We start from the raw sequence: 20,563 nt of genomic DNA on the forward strand, positions 1-20,563 counted from the left end.
CAATAAATGAGAAGGTTTCTGAGAATATCCATCGGTATCGTTGTATTTTTTCTCCTGGTAGCGGTAGCTACCATTACCAGCGTGGACTGGACACCGCTGAGAGAAACAACTTACTACCAGGAAACCAGGCGGCATTTAGACAGCCTTTCCCTCCGTGGTAGCGATCATGGAGTGCTATTAGGCGGCTGGTCCAGGGAAAACATTACTCCGGACGCACCCGTACCATTACTGGCTTATCGCCCCAGAGGAGACTACGAGTTTGTCCAGGACAGCAGCTTTGTCAAAACCATCATTCTGGGCAACACTGATTTCAAAGTCGCCTTTATCAATTACGAACTGTTGATTGTCCACCCTGAATTGGCACGGGCGGTTTCGACGGCAATCCGGCAACACCAACTGCCTGTAGACCACCTTTATTTTACGGCCACCCATACCCATAGCGGCATGGGAGGAACCATTCCCGGCCCTTTGTCTCATTTTGCTCTTGGCGGTTGGGACCAGTCACTGGTCAACCTAATTGCAGGCAGCACTGTAAAAGCTTTGCAGCAGGCAATTTCTCAGCTGGATACTGTCAATGTATCATTCAAAAAGAGTCATGCCGGACAATTTGTCTCCAACCGCCTGATAGCCGATGACCCTGTTGACCCCTATCTGAGGCAGCTTATCATCCGCCAGGAAAACGGCAATACAGCGAGTCTGCTTACCTACAGTGCACATGCGACCTGCCTGAGCAGCCGGTTCATGGGCCTGTCCGGAGATTACCCCCATTACCTGTCAAAAAAATTGGAGAGCAATCATGACCTGGTGCTCTTTGCCGCCGGAGCAGTGGGCAGCCATCGCCCAAAGCTACAGGGAAACGACATTACAAGTGTTAAGAAATATGCGAATCAACTTGATTCTGTTGTGATGCACTCTCCTGCCGCCCCTTTACCCTTACAGGGCCATGCTGTATTTGCCGGCAAGCTTCCGGTCAAACTCCGGGAACCACATTTTCGGATCAGCGACAATTGGAGACTAAGACCCTGGCTGTTTGATTGGGCCATAGGGAATTATCCGGCGCATTTTGACCTGGTAAGGATTGGCAATATGGTATTCATTTCTTCATCAGGTGAGGTGTCAGGTGTGTTTTATGAAAACTGGGAAAAACAGGCAGAAGAAATGGGCCTGAACCTGATGGTGACCACCTTCAATGGTGGCTATATAGGTTACATCACACCCGACAAATACTATCATAAAGCACTCTACGAAGTCAGGGACATGAACTTTTATGGCCCGTACAACGGTGCCTACTTCAATGAGTTGGTTTCGGGCCTGATAGATCTGGGATCCAAACTATAAACCCTCGCCTGGTAGAAACCCCGGCAAAATTCCTTCCTGCTCTTTTCGAACCATCCCCAATTGCTGAAAAAGGTATCATAATCCGGAAGGTCGTTTCTCTGATGGCCTGTCAGCAAGCTAAAGGCGACGATCATGGCTTTAAGCTGTAACCGTTTTGCTGCCAAAGGAAAGAAATCCGCAAAAATCCACCGGCTGTGTCTGTCTATCCTGGTATGCACTGCAGCAAAAATCTGCGTGATTTTTTCGTCTGGCAAAACATCCAGAAAATACTGCGTAATGACCACATCAAAGGTAACTTCAGGCAATATATCCGGGGAATCCGCATGTACAAATGAAATCCGTTTCAGGAGATCATCGCTCAGCCGGCTTTTGCATTTCCGAATCATGGATGCAGATGCTTCCATATAGGTCACCTTGCCCTTTTCTCCACACCTCTGCAGGACATCCGGTATATTTATGCCGGCTCCCCCTCCCAGTACCAACACCTGATCCCCACTGGAGACCTCCTCCAGAAAAGCCATTTTGCTGGAAGGAAAATCCTGCCCCAAAATCAGGTGGCCCAGCTTTTCGTAAAAAGGGGCCAGCAGGCGATAATGATCCGGAAACTTTTCCTTTCCCATGATTTATCCCAATAGAATTAAAAGGAAGGGTAGAGAAAAGGAAAGTTCCAATCGTTTTCTTGCCTGCGCTATATTGGCAGGGTGCTCCATAAAGCTTATGGCATGCACCAATACCATTATCCCCCAAATCAGCGTATAGCGATGATAAAAAGAAGGCAGAGCAAAGAAAAGTACGAGCATGTAAATCAATGCCAGGGCCGTTAGTCCCCAAAGCAATAGGCGGGTTTTTTTCTTGCCAAGGACTGTCATGATGGATTGATGGCCCTGGGCTTTATCCAGTGCAGCATCCAGATAGGACAAAAATACCAGATTATACCAGGCAAGTATAAAATAACCGGGCAGGTAAAAAAGCCAGGCGTACGAGCCAAATCCAAAATCCTGTTGCCAAATGGGTACCAGGGCAATACCACCGACATACAAAAAAGCGATAGAAGCCTCTTTCAAGACGGACAATCTTGCCGGGGCGTAGCGCAAGCCAATGATGACTACCAATATGATTCCACTCAATAGCAAGCCGCCTACCATCAAGCCATTCCAGGAAAGCCATTTCAAGGCAAACCCCCATCCCAGAATTACCACAAGTAACGTCATCAAACTTAACTTTCGAAAATGCTTTTGGTGGTAGCGATGACGGCGGGACAATGCCTTCTGGGGAATTTTCCTGGCATCCAGCAGGTGATCAAAGGTATAAATGGACCAGACGGCCATGCCTAGAAGCAGGTAAATAGAGGCAGACAATTCCAATCGCATCATGTCGGCAAAAAAAAACAAGCCGGCGCAGGCACCGGCTACTACATCCAGTGAGAGCAGATTAAAGATATCGAAAAATTTTACGAATATTCTTTGAAACAAATTCACCCATTCATTTATTTGGCTGCAATTTAATTAATTGATTCGTCCAAATCATTTAAAAATTTCCGTAATTTCCCATTCGACACCGCTTCATCTACAATCATTTTCATGAGAAAAGTTATTTATGCCCTATTATTTTTTCTGGGCCATGGGGCTTTTGCCCAGCAGCCTGTAAAAGTAGCCTGTGTGGGCAATAGCATTACCGAAGGTCCGGGCCGAAAGCATCGGGACAGCTACCCTATGCAACTCCAAAGAAAACTAGGCGACGCCTATCTGGTCAAAAACTTAGGGGTAGGAGCCAGGACCTTGATGAAAAAGGGAGATTTTCCGTTCTGGAGGGAGCCGCAATTCAAACAGGCAATGGTATTCAAGCCGGATATCCTTATCATCAAGCTTGGCACAAATGATTCTAAACCGCAAAATTGGATACATAAGGAAAATTTCATAACTGACTATGTAGAAATGGTCGAAATCCTAAAAAATAACATGCCGGAAAATGGGAAGATATACCTGTGTCTGCCCGCTCCGGTTTTTGAAGACAACTACGGGATAACCGAAAAAGTCATCGTCAATGAAATGACGCCGATGATCAGGGATGTGGCAAAAAAAACCGAATCAGAAATCATCGACCTTCACGAAGCCCTGAAACCGTATGGCGAGTTGTTCCCCGATGGCGTACACCCCAATAGGGAGGGAGCCGGAGTGCTCGCAGATGCCATAAAGCGGCACATTCAGAGATAATAACAACAATCAGTTAGCTGGATAATTGGATCGATAATCTACCGCCTTTTTCCTACCGTCAAGATCAGCCAGATTGGTTTCTTTACCCGGAACGATATCAGTGTTTTGTGCGGCAGCACAGCGCCATTCTTCCTCCTTCTTGGGCACAAAGAAGCGGAATAGGTCTGTCGGGAATTTACCCCTCTGACCGGAAGGTTTGTCCGCCCTACCAGCTTTAACCTCGCCTGAACCAGCATCAATCCATTAGAAACTTCTTCCCTTGTTTTCAAAATCCTTGCGCCTTGTGTAAATTGATGGCATAGATGGGAGAACTGGCGAAAAATACCAATAAAAAGAGCGCTGAGAGAAGAAAATTTCTCAAAAACCTAATCCATGACATCGAGGCATTGGACAGCATGATCCGTGACGGGATGATAGAAGAGGATGTTCAGCGAATAGGAGCCGAACAGGAATTTGCACTGATCAACAAGCACTACAAACCCTCCAAAAACGGGCCTTTGATCCTGGGAAGATTGGACAACAAACACTTTACTTCAGAATTGGCCATGTACAATCTGGAGCTGAACCTGGACCCGCAGGAATTGCAGACCGGCTGCCTGTACAAGATGGAAAAACAATTGAGAAAATACCTCAGGCAAGCCGAAGGAGTAGCCGCCGACTTTGGCGACGAGGTAGTCCTGACCGGGATCTTACCTTCCATAGACCTTCGATCCGGACAGATGGATTACATGACCCCAAATCCCCGCTATCAGGCCCTGGACGAAATCATCAAACAGCTCCGGGGTCAGGATTTTGAATTGAACATATCCGGAGTCGACGAATTGATTCTGGCCCATACCAATATCCTCTTCGAAGCATGCAATACCAGCTTCCAGTGCCATCTTCAGGTAAGCGCAAAAAGTTTCGTGGACCAATACAACTGGGCACAAATGATCTCAGGACCAGTGTTGTCTGTGTGCACCAATTCCCCCCTGCTTTTCGGCAGGGAACTATGGTCCGAAACCAGGATCCCTCTTTTCCAGCAGAGCATCGATATTCGCAGCAAAGGCTATCATTTGAAAGAAAAGGAACAGCGGGTTTCTTTCGGCAATCAATGGATCAGAGAGACCACGGAAATCTACAAGGAAAATATCGCCCGGTTTCCACTTATTCTTACCCATAAGTCTACAGATAATTCCCTTTCGGTACTCGAGGACGGCGGCATCCCCAGGTTACAAGCGCTACAGTTGCACAATGGCACCATATGGAGATGGAACAGACCATGCTATGGCACCACGGACGGCAAGCCCCATTTAAGAATTGAAAATCGCTACCTTCCTTCCGGACCCACCATCATGGATGAAATGGCCAATCTTGCATTTTGGTTGGGACTGATGAGAACAATGCCGCCGGCACACTGCGGCAACTGGCAGCGAAAATCGTTTGAAGACACCAAAGGCAATTTCTACCGGGCTGCTACTTCCGGAATTTACAGCAGCATGGTATGGAACGGCCGCATGATTCCGGCGCAGAAACTCATACTCGACCAGCTTCTTCCTCTCGCAGAGAAAGGCCTCAGCAATGCCGGTATTCCGGAAGAAGAATCCCACAGGTACCTGGATATCATCCGGAAAAGAATCAAATCAGGTCAGACTGGCAGTTCCTGGCTAATTAAGAGTTATCGTAAGATCAAAAAGCACATGAGCAGGGATGAAGCAATGGTGACCCTCACAGCTGCCATGCAAAAGCGCAGAAAGACAGACCAGCCTGTGAGCGAGTGGCTGGCAGCCACAAAGGCCGAACTGCAATCCATACCCATCCAATATGACTGGATAGGTAATATCATGACAACCAACCTGATCACTGTTCAGGAGGATGACCTGATAACGCTGGTGAAAAAAATCATGGAATGGAAAAATATCCACCACATTCCTGTCGAGAATAAGGAAGGAAAACTTAGGGGACTGATTACCGGCAGCACCCTCCAAAAATACGCGGAAAGTGCGGATGGACTGGAGATTGCCAAAGACATCATGATCACCCACATGGTTACTACCGGGCCTGAGACCGACATCAAGTATGCCATGCTTTTAATGGTAAACAAAAGCGTCAGTTGCCTGCCGGTAGTGGATGGAGACAGGCTTATCGGATTGGTCACCGACAAGGATGCCAAAATGGTCTGGGAAAAGCTTTATCAAAAAAACAATGCCTGAAACACTGCTCACTACGGACAATTCCAGGGTTATTTTTACCAACCACCAGGGGACTGACCTCCCTACCCTGGTAGCTATCGTCGGCATCCACGGTAATGAACCCGCATCCATTCAGGCCATGGAAGCGCTTTTCGAGCCAAAAAACAAAGGAAATTTTGATTTTAAAGGCAATGTATTCGTGCTAAAGGGAAACACCCGGGCCCTGGAGTCACGACAGAGATACATTTCCAGGGACCTGAACCGGATTTGGACCCACGAAAACCTCCACCTGGTCCGGATGAAACATGAGAAAGCACCGGGGTTCAGTTATCCGGAATTGAGGGAAATGGCACTGTTGGATCAATTGATCAATTCCATCATTGCGGTCTATGGCTCTGGTAAAATTCTGTTTGCAGACTTACATACCACTTCTGCTGACAGTTGTGCTTTCCTGCCCTTCAACGATACTTTACCCAATCGCGCCATGGCCAGGCATTTTCCCGTACCGTTGATACTTGGAATAGAAGAATACCTGGACGGACCACTGATGAGCCACATCAATGACCTTGGCTATCCCGCGTTGGGTTTTGAAGCCGGAAAACACGATGATCCCCAAAGTGCCAGACGGCACCAGGCCTTTATCAAACTTTGCATGCACCACCTGGCAATAATACACTTATCGCCCGCCGATGTCCTTGCTGAGGAAGGGCTATTGACAAATGATCTCGGGATTAAAAGCGGTTTTTACGAAATCTTGTGCCGGTACCCCATCGGTCCGGATCAGAAATTTGAAATGAAGCCTGGGTTTTCCAACTTCAAACCTGTGAGAAAAGGCCATGAACTGGCCATAAATAACGGCATTCCAGTGCGAAGCCAATATAAAGGAATGGTCTTTCTGCCGTTGTACCAAAGCCAGGGCGAGGATGGTTTTTTCATTGTTAAGCCGGTCTCATCCTTTTGGATGGGGCTATCAAAATGGCTCAGAAAGACATTTCTACCAAAGCTCCTGCCGCTGCTACCCGGAATCTCCCAAAAATCTCATTCCGAAAACAGGTTCCTTGTGGACCCGAGGATCGCCCGCTGGCTGAATAAGGAAATTTTTCATGTGTTAGGTTTTAGAATATATTATTCCTCTCCGGGCAAAAACTGGGAGATTATTAAAAGAGATTGATGTATATTCGCAGGTACTTTTTTTAGTATCCATTGCCCCTGGCAAAACTTTAAGATTCAATTTACAGTTTATAAGCTATCATGCTTCATTATACCACTTATCAGCTTGATCCGGAAGCCCCATGGGTTACTTTTGTCCATGGCGCAGGTGGCAGTAGTGCCATTTGGTTCAGACAGATCCGGGACTTCAAAAAGTCCTTCAACGTTTTGCTCGTCGACCTGAGAGGACATGGCAAATCAAAAAACCACGTATACCAAAAGCTAAAGCGGTATTCTTTTGACGTCATTGGCGATGAAGTCATAGAGGTACTGGATCACCTGAAAGTTAAAAATTCCCATTTTGTAGGAATTTCTCTGGGTACCATCATAATCAGAGAAATCACAGAAAGGCATCCGGACAGGGTGAGCAGCATGATTTTGGCAGGTGCCATCATGAAACTGAATATCCGTGGTCAGATCCTGATGCGTCTGGGAATTTTGCTAAAGTCCGTGATCCCCTATTTGCTGTTGTATAAATTGTTTGCCTTTATTATCATGCCGAAAAAGAATCACAAAGCATCCAGGAGCCTTTTTGTGCAGGAGGCCAAAAAGCTTTATCAAAAAGAGTTTATCCGCTGGTTTACTCTGGCCTCAAAAGTCAATCCTTTATTGGCATTTTTCAGAATCAAAGAAACCCCAATCCCCACGCTTTATGTCATGGGCGAGGAGGATTACATGTTTTTACCCTCCATTGCCAAGCTGGTGAAAAACCACAGTTCTGCAAAACTGGAGGTTGTTCCTGCCTGTGGGCATGTAGTCAATGTGGAAAAACCCGAAGCGTTCAATCAAATTGCATTGAATTTCCTTAAAGAATAATGGCTTAGCGCGAAGCCAATTTTTAAACCTTTTTAGTAATCCCCTGAAATCAAATAATAGTACCAATAAGCCAGATTCAGGTATAGATGTAAAACTTTGGTTTTATGAACAGGCTAATCTACTTCAGCTTAGTATTTACAATAGTTACCTCGGTGCCTGTTTTTGGGCAGGCACTTGATTTTTCTGATGCAGTAATTATGCAAAATAGTTCTGGCAAAAGAGCAGGCCATTTTGCCCGTATTTTACAGGAAGAGTTGGAAAAAAGGGTGGGCAAGCCCTTCCTCATTCAAACTGATACCATCAGCGAAAATAGGTCGCAAATTGTGCTGTCCTTGTATGCCGACAGAAAGAGCCTGCCCAATCGCTACATCAAAGGACTGGAAAATCTTCAACCACAATCACCTGAAAGCTATCAGATAATCCTCCAAAAAGATAGTTTATCGACCTCTTTTTTGATCATTGGCCAGGATGAACGTGGGCTCTTATACGGTATTGGACAGTTGCTTCGAAAAATGGATTGGGCAATGGGCAAATTAAACCTGCCGGAATCACTGGTAGGTAGCTCCTCTCCTGTCTATCCCATTCGGGGCCATCAATTGGGCTACAGACCAAAGACCAATGCCTATGACGCTTTTACGGTAGAAAGATTTGAACAATACATTCGTGAGTTGGCACTTTTCGGTACAAACAGTATTGAAATAGTACCTCCTCGCACAGACGATGATTCTAGCAGCCGGCACATGACGCTTCCGGCCATTGAAATGATCAGCGAGCAATCGCGGATTGCGGACGAATTGGACCTGGACCTCTGGATGTGGTATCCCAATATGGGAGAAGATTACCAAAATCCGGATTCCCAGGTCACTGAATTGGCAGAAAGAGAGGAAGTTTTCGCCGCTCTGACCCGTTTAGATCACCTGTTTGTACCCGGAGGAGATCCGGGTGACCTGGACCCTGACACTTTATTTGCCTGGTTGGAAAAAACCGCTGAACTGCTTCTAGAATACCATCCCGGAGCAAAAATCTGGGTTTCTCCACAGGTTTTCAGACCTACCCAGGTCTGGTTTGACAGGTTTTTTCACCATATCAACAAAGGTTACCCCTGGTTGGGTGGCGTCGTTTTTGGCCCATGGGTGAAAATACCTTTGCCGGAGCTTAGAAAATTGGTACAGGAGGGTATACCCATTCGCAGGTATCCGGATATTACCCACAGTCTGAGTTCACAATACCCCATCGCAGATTGGGATCTCGCACTTGCCATGACATTGGGCAGGGAATGCATCAACCCCAGACCGGTAGATCAAAAGACAATACACAATGCGCTGGACCAACTGGCAGTGGGTAGCATAAGTTATTCGGAGGGAACAAATGACGATCTTAATAAATTTGTCTGGACAGATCAGGACTGGGATCCTGACAGGAAAGTTACTGAAACAGTCCGGGATTATGCCCGCTTTTTCTTCGGATCAGAATGGACAGAACCTGTCACCCAGGGTTTGTTGGCTGAAGAGGCCAACCTGAAAGGATCTTTGTTGACCAACAACCAGGTACCGCAAACCTTGCTTCAGTGGCAGGAGATGGAGGCGCGGGCCAGCTCCGAAATGCTGGGTAATTTCCGGTTCCAGATGGGCCTGATCCGTGCCTACTTTGATGCCTACATCCAACAAAAACTACTTCACGATACCCAGCAGGAACAGCTTGCCAGGAATATACTTGATCTGGCCAATCAAATGGGTAGTCGATGGGTAATCGATACCGCCATGCAAATCCTTGAAAACCCCTGGAAGGATCCCGGAGCAGCCCGGTTGAAAGAAAGGTGTATCGAATTGGCAAACTCCCTTTACCAAAGCATTGGTGCCCAACTGACCATAGTGCCACATGGCGCGGCGCCCGGAAGGGGCAACTTCATAGACAATTTAGACGCTGTTCTGAATGATTCACCCTGGCTTATGGACAACCTCCGGTCTATTGCCACCATGGAACCAGAAGAAGCAAGGCTCAGGGAATTAAAGCATTTAATCCATCGGACCAATCCCGGACCCGGGGGTTTTTATGACAATTTTGGCACCCCCGGGAGTTGGGGAAAAGTGGTGCATGGCAAAGCACTGATAGAAGACCCGGGAAGTCTTTACGGGCCAAGGGTAAGTTTTGGAGTTGGACTTATCGGAGAAGAATGGGTTCATGAGGTGCAAGCTGTGGGCTTTGAGGGAAAAGCTACCCCGAAGGCCTGGATGACACAAATCAACACGCTGTTTGATACGCCGCTGCAAATCAGGTACGAAGACCTGAACCCCGATTTAAAATACCGGCTTAAGGTCGCATATACAGGAAGGTTTAGATCAAAAATGAAACTATCAGTTGATGAGGATATTTTAATTCATGATTTTATTGAGACCGGTCAACAACCTGTTTATTCTTTCCCTCTGCCACAAAGTGCCTACCGGGATGGAAGTCTTACTTTTACCTGGACCTGTGGTGAAGGAGAAAGAGGTTCACAGGTTGCTGAAATCTGGATCATCCCAGAAACAGAATAGTAGTGAAAAGGAATCTCTATGATAAAACAAATTTTCCTTTTGATAGTGACCCTTTTAAAAAAAACAATCTTTTTTCAAGAATTATTGCACATATCATAGCTAATACACTGAAAAAGAAGCCATTGAATTTTACTAACTGAATTTTTTCCAGGGCCAAAAACAATATTTTCAGTTTATAATTTTTCCATAGCTATAATAATGTATTTCAGAACAATTAAAATATTTTGTATATTTTTACGATAATTTATTTGTTAAAATATTGGTTTTATAATTTTTTACGCAGTAATTTTCGAATGTTAAAGAAATGAAGAGCGGATAAGAGAGCTAAGTGAAGTGGGATATCCGTAAGGGAAGTTGGTTATTTTTTAATGTAGGGTTTGTCCGGGGTCTTATGGCGACATAAGGCTCCGGCATTTTTTTTATTGGAAAGCAGCCTCCGGGATTATCCGGTAGTGCGGCATCTGGAGGTTGGGTATGGCGAGCTGCAGTGAGGGTGTTTTAAATGAAAAACTCTGTTAAGATGGCTATTCCCGAAGCGAGAAGAATAATCAGCAGCTTATGCAGGTTGAATCGGTGCTGGGGAGAACTTTCAAAGAAAATGATGGTAGAAATATGAAGGAATCCCCCGGCTACAAGTCCAAACAGAATATTCAGCGTACCCCTCCCGATCAATTGTTGGTCATACAGCACATCTGTAGACACCATTCCCAAAGGTGAAGCCATAGAAAACAATACCAATAGCAGGATTACTCCCCACTTGCTCAACCTGCTCATCAGTACTGCTACCAGGGCAAAGGCCTCCGGCATCTTATGCAGGATCATCCCGATTAAAAGCGTTTCGCTGCCATGATGATGACCTGCCAGCATGGGCTGCTTTGAAAGCAGGGTACCTTCCAGGAAAGCGTGTAAAAACAGGCCTATCATCAGCGTCCATACACTATTTCCCCTGCCATCTCCCCCATGATGATGAATATGACCATGCTCAATTCCGGAGGACATAAAATCCAACACCTGTTGCAGCAAAAATCCAAGCAGGATATAAAGGCCCATGTAGTAGGCCGATTGCTGGTCTGCAAACAACTCAGGAAGAATATGTAAAATGGTAATCGCAAATAGGTAAGATCCTGCAAATATCAAGGCCAGTTTGAAGCTCTTTTCTTTCCATTCGGGTATTATCAAAGCCAGCAAACCCGCTCCAAATGCAGCGAAAAAAAGTAAAATAAAATGCATCATCTTCTAAATCGGGTTTTCGGAACTATTCCTTTTCCATCACAGTAATATACGGAATCAAGCCCTCACTTACAAAGGACTGCAACCGGCCCTGTTCATCGTTATAGATAAGAAAAACCTCCAACGTTGGCATCGATTCCGTAATCTCCCTGGCCTTCTCCACTCCCAATACCATAAATGCTGTGGCGAAGGCATCGGCGGTCATGCAGTCTTCGGCCACAACGGTGGCACTCAAAAGCGAATGTTCTACAGGATACCCTGTGAAGGGACTGATGGTATGGGAGTATTTCACGGAATCTTTGATATAAAAATTCCTGTAATTTCCGGATGTAGCCATTCCCTTGTTATCCAGGGCCAGGATGCTGTACAGGTCGTTGGCCTGCCCTTCTATTTCGGGTCGGGAGATGCCCACCTTCCACAATTCACCTTTTTCATTCAGCCCACTGCTCACCAGCTCCCCTCCTACCTCTACCAGATAATCCCGGATGCCTTTTTCGCGCAATAACTCTGCAAGCTTATCTACCCCGTATCCTTTGGCTACAGCACTCAGATCGAGGTAGACATCACTGTTGATTTTGCTGATCCTATTCTCGTCAAAAACAAGCTGATCAAAACCCACCTGATCCAGAAGCTGGCGCACGCCAGTGCTGTCTTGCAGCGATGCCCCCTCCGGCCCGAAGCCCCAGGCGTTGACCAGAGGGCCTACAGTAGGATCGAAGGCTCCATTTGTGGCCTCATATACTGCCTTGCTCTTTTGCAGCACCGGATAAAAGTGGCTCGATTCAAAGTCCAGGGTATCCATTCGGTTAAAACGACTGATTTCTGACTCGGGTATATAGGTCGACAATGCATCATTTATTTCCATCAGCAAGGCATCTACTTCTTTCTTAAAGTCCCGTCTCCCTTCATCCAGGTAGACGATTCTGTAGCTCGTTCCCATGGTAGGTCCTGAGATAACCACCTTTGGTCCCTCATCAAGGACCGGCATCGGGCTCTCTTTATTTTGCCTGTACAGGTAAACCATGAATACCACCAGCAACAACAAAATGCTATAGATGATATTTTTCTTGGCAGATTTTTGCATAAAACCAGGCTGTTTTAATTTTCCGAAAGTTAAGTCTTATTTTTCAATTGCTCATCGTTTTTACCCCCTTATGCTGAGCAGACCGTTTGCCCGGCATGGGTGCAACACTGCAAAGCTGGGATGAATTTTCTATATTTGTACTTGTTAGAAAGATCATATGAGAGAAGACTATCTGCGTGGAGACCCCGAAGGCATGGCCCCCGGAGACAAGGAAATTGAAAAGGCGCTACGGCCATTGAGCTTTGCCGATTTTACCGGTCAACAGAAGACCGTAGAAAACATAAAGATATTTGTGTTAGCGGCAAAAAAACGTGGAGAATCGCTGGATCATGTCCTGCTGCATGGCCCCCCCGGGCTGGGAAAAACCACGCTTAGCCATATTATCGCAAACGAACTGGAATCCAGCCTGAAGATCACATCCGGGCCCGTACTGGACAAACCTTCAGACCTGGCGGGTTTGCTGACCAACCTGGAAGATGGTGATGTGCTTTTTATTGATGAAATCCACCGGCTGAATCCGATTGTAGAGGAGTACCTTTACTCTGCCATGGAGGATTTCCGCATCGACATCATGCTGGACTCAGGTCCAAATGCGCGTTCAGTACAGATCAGCCTCAACCCCTTTACACTGGTAGGGGCCACTACCCGATCAGGTCTGCTTACGTCTCCGCTTCGTGCCCGCTTTGGCATCAATGCCAGGTTAGAATATTACGATGCCGAATTGCTCAGCACCATCGTCAAAAGATCTGCCTCCATTCTGGGTACTCCGCTTGATGATGAAGCTGCTTTTGAAATCGCACGGAGAAGCAGAGGTACTCCCAGGATAGCCAATACCCTGCTAAGGAGAACCAGGGATTTTGCTGAAATCAAAGGTGATGGCCGCATCAATCTGGACATCGCCAAAATAGCCCTGGATGCATTGAATGTGGATGAGAATGGGTTGGATGAAATGGACAACCGTATTTTGCTGACCATCATCAGGAAGTTTGCCGGAGGCCCGGTAGGCCTTTCCACCATTGCCACTGCCTGCGGGGAAGAGGCTGAAACAATAGAAGAAGTCTACGAACCATTTCTCATACAGGAGGGCTATCTCAAACGAACAAGCAGGGGTAGAACTGCCACAGAAGCCGCCTACAAACACCTAAAACTGAAGCCGGATTTTGGTGGTCAATCTGGTAGTCTTTTTGATTCATAGCCCGGCCTGGATAATATTCAAAAATTTAGCCGATGAGTCAGTTGGAGAAAAATACGCTTTTGGTAAAAAAAACTGCCCAACACCTGGGGTTTGATTATTGCGGAATAGCAAAGGCGGAATTTCTGGAAGAAGAAGCTCCGAAACTGGAGGCCTGGCTGGCGAGAAATTATAACGGAAAAATGGCCTATATGGCCAATCATTTTGACAAACGACTGGACCCTACCAGGCTGGTGGACAATGCCAGATCGGTGGTAAGCCTGGTGTTTAATTATTACCCGCCAAAAAAGCTTCCCGAGGGGAAAAACGATATTAAGATCGCAAAATATGCGTACGGAAAGGATTACCATTTCGTGATACGGGAGAAACTCAATCATTTTCTTGAAATCCTGAAAGAGGAAATCGGAGAGATCAACGGGAGGGCATTTGTGGACAGCGCCCCGGTTATGGAGCGCCAATGGGCGCAGAGAGCAGGACTGGGCTGGACAGGAAAAAACAGCCTTTTGCTCAACAAAAACATGGGTAGTTTTTTTTTCCTGGCCGAATTGATCATTGATCTACCCCTTCATCATGACAATCCGGTCGAAAGAGATTACTGTGGCACCTGTACCCGCTGCATTGATGCCTGCCCCACCGATGCCATAGTAGAAGCAAACCTGGTTGATGCCTCCAGATGCATTTCCTATCTGACGATCGAACTGAAAGAAGAAATTCCCGCTGAATTTAAGGGCAAAATGGAAAATTGGGCCTTCGGTTGTGACATCTGCCAGGATGTGTGCCCCTGGAATCGCTTTTCTAGACCTCATCGGGAACCTGAATTTTTACCCCATACAGAGGTAGAATCTCTCGACTGGCAGGAAATGACCAAAGACACATTTGATCGGGTATTCCGGAAATCCGCTGTTAAGCGAAGCAAATGGACGGGAATGATGCGCAATATTCAGTTTATCCGGAAAAAATAGCCGCTTTCCTGATTGTTGTGAAAAGCTTACTGTGACCTTTCAGTTTTTTGTATTTCGGGCAGTATCCCCGGTTTTCTAAGGGCAAGAAATACCGTTTTCCTGCGCAATCACAGGTAAAAGATACCGCCCGGGGAGGAGCCAGTCCTGCTCCTCCCCCTCCGGATGGCCTGGTTCCGGGATTGGCAGATGAAATGTATCTGCCGAAATCAATGCCAATTAAAAAAAAAATTGCTTACCCCCAAAACAAATTGGAATATATCTGATTTTAAAAGAATATGTTAGAAAAACACCAGGAAGCTAAATTATATTATTAAATTGTTATTATTGTAAAATAATAATCATTTGCTAAAAAACACAAATTTATGATCTAAACTTTAAAATTCTAATAATAAAAACCGTAATCTAAACTTATTTCTATGACTAAAATTTACCAATTCTCATTGGTGCTGGTCTTTTCTACGCTCTTTGTAGGCTGGGCACATGCACAGTACAGCGTCTCGGGGACCATCACCGATCAGCGAACCGGGGAGCCCATGATCGGGGCCAGCATTTTGGTTAGCAACACCAGCAGAGGAACCGTAACAGACCTGGATGGCAGGTTTAACCTTAATTTTGACAACGATGATCCAGCCAGCCTGGTCATCTCCTCTTTGGGCTATCTCAGTCAGACGATTGAGGTAGGGCCCAATGAAAACAATAAATTGAATGTTTCTCTCAAGGAGGACGCTACTAATCTTGAGGAGGTAGTAGTAACCGGCTTGGCATCCTCGGTAAAAAGATCTAATCTGGCCAATGCCGTCTCCTCCGTTTCTTCCAGGGAATTAACCGGAACCACTACCATCCAAACTACTGATGGTGCCCTTTATGGAAAAATTGCTGGTGCAAATATTCGCTCAAATGGAGGTGCGCCGGGAGGAGGGCTATCCATACAACTTCGGGGGATCTCTAGTCTTACCGGCGCTTCTCAGCCGCTGATCATTCTGGACGGGGTTTATATCAACAATTCCTTTCAGCGAACTGGTCGTGCCACAGTCACCGGCGCAGGTGCTTCGAGCCAGGACGACGGGGCAAACAGGCTGGCTGACCTAAACCCCGCAGACATTGCAACCATTGAGGTCCTGAAAGGCCCTTCAGCGGCCGCCATCTATGGTACCAGGGCAAATGCAGGTGTAATCATCATCACCACCAAGCGCGGTGCTGAGGGGAAAACCAAAGTCTCCCTTTCACAGGATATCGGCTTTGCAAAACCCTTGCGCCTTCTGGGAGTAGATGACTGGAGTGAGGAAAAGATTAATGTATTTTTCCCGGAAAACAGAAGACCCATAGAGTTGGAACGCTTCCGGGAAGGGGTCAGAATAGATTATGAGGACTACTTCTACAACAATACGGCTTTGCTCAGCAACACCCGTCTGACCGTATCCGGAGGTAATGAAAAGACTAAGTTTTATGTTTCCGGCAACATCAATGCTGAAGATGGCACCGTGAAAAATACGGGTTTTGACCGATTTTCGGTCAGGGCAAATCTGGACCATAAAATAACCGATAAGATTAAATTGGGTGTTTCTTCCAATTATATCAAGTCTACTTCAGACAGGGGCTTCACAGGCAACCAGAACAACTCAGGTGCAAGCATAGGCTACAGCATCGCTTACATCCCGAATTATTTTGACATCCGCCCTGATGAAAACGGAAATTACCCGACAAACCCATATTTTAGCGAGAATCCCGCTGCAGTCACAGACAATGCTGAGAACAGATCCGATGTACAACGATTTGTACAGGCATTTACACTGGACATTGATCTTTTCAGCAACAGCAATAGTTTTTTGAAAGCCAATATAGCCGGTGGATTGGACTTCCTTCAAAATTCCACCCTGATTTATTTACCAGAATTTCTTCAGTTCCAGAGAGGTCAGGCCAATCCTGGTGACGTTTTTTGGGGAAAACAGGAAAGTTTCAACACCAACTTCCAGGCTGCACTGGTTTACAATTTTAATCTGGGCAAGGTCAACATGAATTCCCAGGCTGGTTTGGTGAGGCTCGACTTCAACAACAGCCAGCTATTTAACAGGGGCCGGGGTCTGGTACCTGGTCAAACGAACCTGCAGCAGGCATCGGTTCAGGAAATTGTCGAACAGTTTAATAGCGAAGTTCAGGAAGCGGGTATATTCCTCCAGCAGGAAGCTAATTTTGAAGACAAAATCATTGGCACAGTCGGGGTGCGGTGGGACAAGTCAACCTTAAATGGCGACCCCTCCCAATACTATACCTTTCCCAGAGCATCTGTAGCTTTTAATCTTGGGAATTTCGATTTCTGGAACTCTTCCTTTATCAATCAACTGAAACCAAGGATCGCTTATGGGGAAACAGCAGGGCCAGTCGCCTTTGGAAATACATTTTCCAGACTGGAGGGCGCCAATATTGGAGGCCTTTTGGGTTCGGTAGTAGGAACCCAAATCGGGAACACCCAAATCAGACCCGAAACGGCAACAGAGTTGGAATTTGGAGTGGACTTTGGTTTTCTGAACAACCGCTTTGCTCTGGAAGCCACCTATTATATCAAAAACACCCAAAACAATATTCAGGATCTTAACCTGGCTCCTTCCACGGGTGTAAACACCATACCCAGCAATGAGGCGGAACTGCAAAACAAGGGTTTGGAATTGAGTATCTCCGGAACGGTAGTGGGCCAGGCCAACTTCAACTGGTTTTCAAGAGTCATGTATTGGCAAAACAGGGTAAACATGACAAGATTGGGGATACCACAATATACCCTCGGTGCTTTCGGACCTGCCCTCGGAACTTTCTACTACGCGGAGGGCTTCGCTCCCACTACCATCGTGGGCACGCCTGCAAATCCTGATCATCCCAGTGGATTTACGGTTTGGGGAAATGCCCAACCCAAGTTCAATACATCCTTCTACAATACGATGAGAGTTTACAATAACCTGGAATTGTCCTTCCTGGTGGAATGGAGACAAGGAGGTGAAAACATCAATCTGACTTCTTTTCTTTCCGATTCCGGGGGGACTACCAACGGCTGGTTTGACGATGACAATGGAGATGGCGTTCCGAATGGAAGGCAGAGACCTCCGGAACCCTACAACAATGCCGGAAGATGGGTCCAGGATGCCTCATTTGTAAAAGTCAGAGAAATTGGCCTATACTATACCCTACCTAAGGCAACGGTCGCCAATACCTTCGGCGATGCCCTGGCAGGTGTGCGTTTTGGTTTATCGGTCAACAATGCCTTCCTTTTTACCGATTATGAAGGATACGATCCGGAGACATCCACTTTTGGTGCCCGGTCTGTAGACAACAACGTAGACATTGCACCCTACCCGACCCCAAGAAGGGTTTTCTTTCACGTAAATCTTGATTTTTAAATCCCTAATCGATGAAAGTTATGAAAATGATAAAATCATATATCGGATTTGCCGCCATTGCTGCACTTGCTATTGCGAGCTGCAACCCATTGCAACTGGATCAAATAGACGATCCAAATAACCCTTCCCTGGGGAGTGTAAGCGAAAATGCCAGTCGTTCTCAGATCCAATTTCTGGTAACCGGGCTGGAGTCTCGCCACCGGGACTATGTCACCAATGTATCCCGCGCATGGAATACCTTTGGGAGAGAAATATGGTACCTGAATGGTTCGGATCCTCGTTTTCAAACCGATTGGCTGGGACAAGCCGGACGGGAGCCTGACCGGATCTACTTTGGATTCGGCACCACAGGAGGTGGCTCCTGGGCAGATCCCTACCAGGCTATCCGGCAGGCAGAGGTGCTGATCTCTGCTGCAGAAAACACCAACGTCCTCACAGACGCCGAACAAGCTGCACTCTCCGGTTTCGGACGCATGATTCAGGGGTATCAGTTCATGATCCCTGCAAATTTTGTCTATGACAATGGTATCAGAATTGATGTAGAAGACCCGCTTAATCCCGGCCCTTATGTCAGCTATGAGGAAGCCATGCAGCATTCCCGATCCCTGTTGAATGAAGCCGATCAATTGTTTGCTTCAGCAAGCGGAGAGTTTCCTTTTACACTGACGCCAGGTTTTGAGGGTTTTACCTCCATTGATGCACTACAGGAAGTGACCAATGCCATACTCGCCAGAAACAATGCTTATCTCCAAGACTGGGAAGGCGTATTGAACGCTTTAGACAATTCCTTTATGAACCTGGAAGGTGACTTAGATGTAGGTCCGGCCCATCCCTACAACGGTCCGCCTGATGAATTTAACCCTTTATTTTATATCAGGGATGCAGCCATTAATACCATTATTGTCGTTCACCCCTCCGTGCTGGAAGACGCCACAGAAGGGGACGCCAGGGTAGCGGAGAAATTTTACGAGCGGGAAGATCCTGTAGTCGTCACTACCGATGCCACTCCGCTGGTAGGAACGCATCAGGACAACCGCTGGCCAAATAACACTACCTCAATTCCATTTATCAGAAATGAAGAATTGGTATTGCTCAAAGCTGAGGCCCATGCCCAATTGGGCCAGACAGAACTGGCGCTTGAAGCGATCGATATCATTCGAAATGCGGCGGAAATCGGGGATTATACTGGGCCTGCTGATCAGCAAAGCCTGATCGATGAAATCCTTTATCAAAGAAGGTACTCTCTCTGGGCAGAGCCCTGGGGGCATCGCTGGATTGATGCCAGGAGGTATGACCGTTTGGATGAGATCAATACCTCCTTTGACCAGGGATCTGTATTCCGGCAGTTTCCACATCCCCAATCAGAAGTAAACTGGGACATATATGTGGAAGATTGATATGACCTAATAGGAATTTATGATAAAAAGCCATTTCTGCTAGCCAGAAGTGGCTTTTTTGTTTGGTCTGGTTAGCGTTGTTGCAAACCTTACCCAGAATCATATTCAGGTTATAAATAGCCGAAAAAATTTACCAAAAAACCTGATTTCATTGAATGACCCTGAAAAGATAGGCCAGAGAAAACTCCAATTGGGTAAAATTAAGGTCAAAAATACGTTCCTGAGATTCCGGTCGCCCAAATTCATAAGAGTAGCGCACCTCTCCCTGAAGCGTATGCTTTCCAAACAACTTGGACAATCCGACACCCGCTGTGAGTCCATACATGATCTTTCTCGGCCGGTCAGCCGGCTGACCATAGGTTGGAATGACCAACTCTCCCTCTACTTCCCGCCTCAGGTCTCTGGCTTCAAGCAGATAACCCAGATGGGGGCCAAGTTTGATGTGAAATCTTCCTGAATTTCCCAGATAGAAATTGGATAAAATTGGCATTTTCAGGTAGTCAAAATGGGTTTCATTCCCGATATTGATCGTATCAGTGGCAGCATATCCGGTCGTCAGCCATTGAAACTCTATTTGCGCACCGGCATTTTTTTCAAAAAACTGCTCTATTACCAGTGAGTAGGAAGGAGCTGTGATTCCGGTCACGCTTCTTGGAAAACTGCCCAAAGTAACCCTGTAGGTGGCACTAGAGCTGGTGTAACCGGCCTTGATACCAATGCTGGTTTGGGCGCTAACCTGGCAGCAGCATAAAAAAATAATCCACAATAGTATCCACCAGGTTTTCATACAGGAAAAACAGAATCGTATTCGTTTTCTTAACCTTTCTTCTTTTTGTCGTTCCGCTCTTCCCGGTCCCGTAATTTCTTATCGTCTACATTTTTATTCAGGAATTCATTGATCTTGTCGATCGAAAAAGAACTGGAAATTTCGCCAAAGGAGTTGATATTCATGTTGAAGCCTTCCAACTCTTCATTTACCCTTGGCGTTTCTTTCTTCTTTGCCTTCTTTGCCATGACACTTTTCATTTTGT

General features: G+C 46.4%; 16 protein-coding genes. 10 read left to right on the top strand and 6 right to left on the bottom strand.

The genetic code is table 11. The features are described from left to right. Positions 1-6: 6 nt before the first annotated feature. Positions 7-1,338: an alkaline ceramidase gene (locus BUB19_RS04995; RefSeq protein WP_073093018.1), complete on the top strand. Its 1,332-nt coding sequence runs from the start codon at positions 7-9 to the stop codon at positions 1,336-1,338. Here BUB19_RS04995 and BUB19_RS05000 read toward each other — a convergent pair. Continuing rightward, on the bottom strand, positions 1,287-1,958 hold the full coding sequence (locus BUB19_RS05000; protein WP_073093020.1) for a class I SAM-dependent methyltransferase: 672 nt from the start codon (positions 1,956-1,958) through the stop codon (positions 1,287-1,289). The genes BUB19_RS04995 and BUB19_RS05000 overlap by 52 nt on opposite strands. Before the next feature lie 3 nt (positions 1,959-1,961). Beyond that, positions 1,962-2,816: a UbiA prenyltransferase family protein gene (locus BUB19_RS05005; RefSeq protein ID WP_143155911.1), complete on the bottom strand. Its 855-nt coding sequence runs from the start codon at positions 2,814-2,816 to the stop codon at positions 1,962-1,964. Positions 2,817-2,918: 102 nt separating this feature from the next. Here BUB19_RS05005 and BUB19_RS05010 point away from each other — a divergent pair, with 102 nt between their 5' ends. The 5 genes from BUB19_RS05010 to BUB19_RS05035 all read left to right on the top strand — a co-directional run bounded on the left by BUB19_RS05010 (position 2,919) and on the right by BUB19_RS05035 (position 10,281). Further along, the gene (locus BUB19_RS05010; protein WP_073093026.1) at positions 2,919-3,551 is read left to right on the top strand and encodes a GDSL-type esterase/lipase family protein; all 633 of its coding nucleotides are present in this window, start codon (positions 2,919-2,921) and stop codon (positions 3,549-3,551) included. Between the two features lie 302 nt (positions 3,552-3,853). After that, entirely contained in the window at positions 3,854-5,743 is a 1,890-nt protein-coding gene (locus BUB19_RS05020) for a CBS domain-containing protein (RefSeq protein WP_073093032.1), read from the top strand. After that, positions 5,736-6,893 (top strand): succinylglutamate desuccinylase/aspartoacylase family protein, encoded by a 1,158-nt coding sequence (locus tag BUB19_RS05025; RefSeq protein WP_073093035.1) that lies wholly within the window; start codon positions 5,736-5,738, stop codon positions 6,891-6,893. Before BUB19_RS05020 ends, BUB19_RS05025 begins: the two co-directional genes overlap by 8 nt. Before the next feature lie 80 nt (positions 6,894-6,973). Beyond that, positions 6,974-7,747 carry an alpha/beta fold hydrolase gene (locus BUB19_RS05030; protein WP_073093039.1) on the top strand — a complete coding sequence of 258 codons (774 nt, stop codon included), beginning with the start codon at positions 6,974-6,976 and terminating at the stop codon, positions 7,745-7,747. A gap of 104 nt (positions 7,748-7,851) precedes the next feature. Next, positions 7,852-10,281, top strand: coding sequence for a hypothetical protein (locus BUB19_RS05035; protein ID WP_073093042.1), 2,430 nt, complete (start codon positions 7,852-7,854; stop codon positions 10,279-10,281). A 498-nt stretch (positions 10,282-10,779) separates the two neighbouring features. Here the strand turns inward: BUB19_RS05035 and BUB19_RS05040 are convergent, their stop codons facing one another. Together BUB19_RS05040 and BUB19_RS05045 are read right to left on the bottom strand one after the other, a co-directional pair. Further along, positions 10,780-11,514, bottom strand: a complete 735-nt coding sequence (locus tag BUB19_RS05040) for a ZIP family metal transporter (protein ID WP_073093044.1) — start codon at positions 11,512-11,514, stop codon at positions 10,780-10,782. 22 nt (positions 11,515-11,536) lie between these two features. Next, complete coding sequence (locus tag BUB19_RS05045) at positions 11,537-12,595, bottom strand: FAD:protein FMN transferase (RefSeq protein WP_073093048.1); 1,059 nt, start codon at positions 12,593-12,595, stop codon at positions 11,537-11,539. Between the two features lie 157 nt (positions 12,596-12,752). Between BUB19_RS05045 and ruvB the strand changes: the two genes are divergently transcribed. From ruvB to BUB19_RS05070, 4 genes are all read left to right on the top strand, one after another. Beyond that, entirely contained in the window at positions 12,753-13,790 is a 1,038-nt protein-coding gene (gene ruvB, locus BUB19_RS05050) for a Holliday junction branch migration DNA helicase RuvB (protein ID WP_073093051.1), read from the top strand. A gap of 32 nt (positions 13,791-13,822) precedes the next feature. Beyond that, positions 13,823-14,749 carry a tRNA epoxyqueuosine(34) reductase QueG gene (gene queG / locus BUB19_RS05055; RefSeq protein WP_073093054.1) on the top strand — a complete coding sequence of 309 codons (927 nt, stop codon included), beginning with the start codon at positions 13,823-13,825 and terminating at the stop codon, positions 14,747-14,749. 416 nt (positions 14,750-15,165) lie between these two features. After that, a complete protein-coding gene (locus BUB19_RS05065) occupies positions 15,166-18,135 on the top strand; it encodes a SusC/RagA family TonB-linked outer membrane protein (RefSeq protein WP_073093060.1) in 2,970 nt (989 codons plus the stop codon). Positions 18,136-18,155: 20 nt separating this feature from the next. After that, positions 18,156-19,532, top strand: coding sequence for a RagB/SusD family nutrient uptake outer membrane protein (locus BUB19_RS05070; RefSeq protein WP_073093063.1), 1,377 nt, complete (start codon positions 18,156-18,158; stop codon positions 19,530-19,532). Between the two features lie 148 nt (positions 19,533-19,680). Here BUB19_RS05070 and BUB19_RS05075 read toward each other — a convergent pair whose 3' ends face one another. Both BUB19_RS05075 and BUB19_RS05080 read right to left on the bottom strand, forming a co-directional pair. Beyond that, positions 19,681-20,319: a porin family protein gene (locus tag BUB19_RS05075; RefSeq protein WP_073093066.1), complete on the bottom strand. Its 639-nt coding sequence runs from the start codon at positions 20,317-20,319 to the stop codon at positions 19,681-19,683. A gap of 29 nt (positions 20,320-20,348) precedes the next feature. Beyond that, positions 20,349-20,546, bottom strand: coding sequence for a hypothetical protein (locus tag BUB19_RS05080; RefSeq protein WP_073093225.1), 198 nt, complete (start codon positions 20,544-20,546; stop codon positions 20,349-20,351). Positions 20,547-20,563: the final 17 nt, after the last annotated feature.

Source organism: Cyclobacterium lianum (genome assembly GCF_900143075.1).
GTDB lineage: Bacteria > Bacteroidota > Bacteroidia > Cytophagales > Cyclobacteriaceae > Cyclobacterium > Cyclobacterium lianum.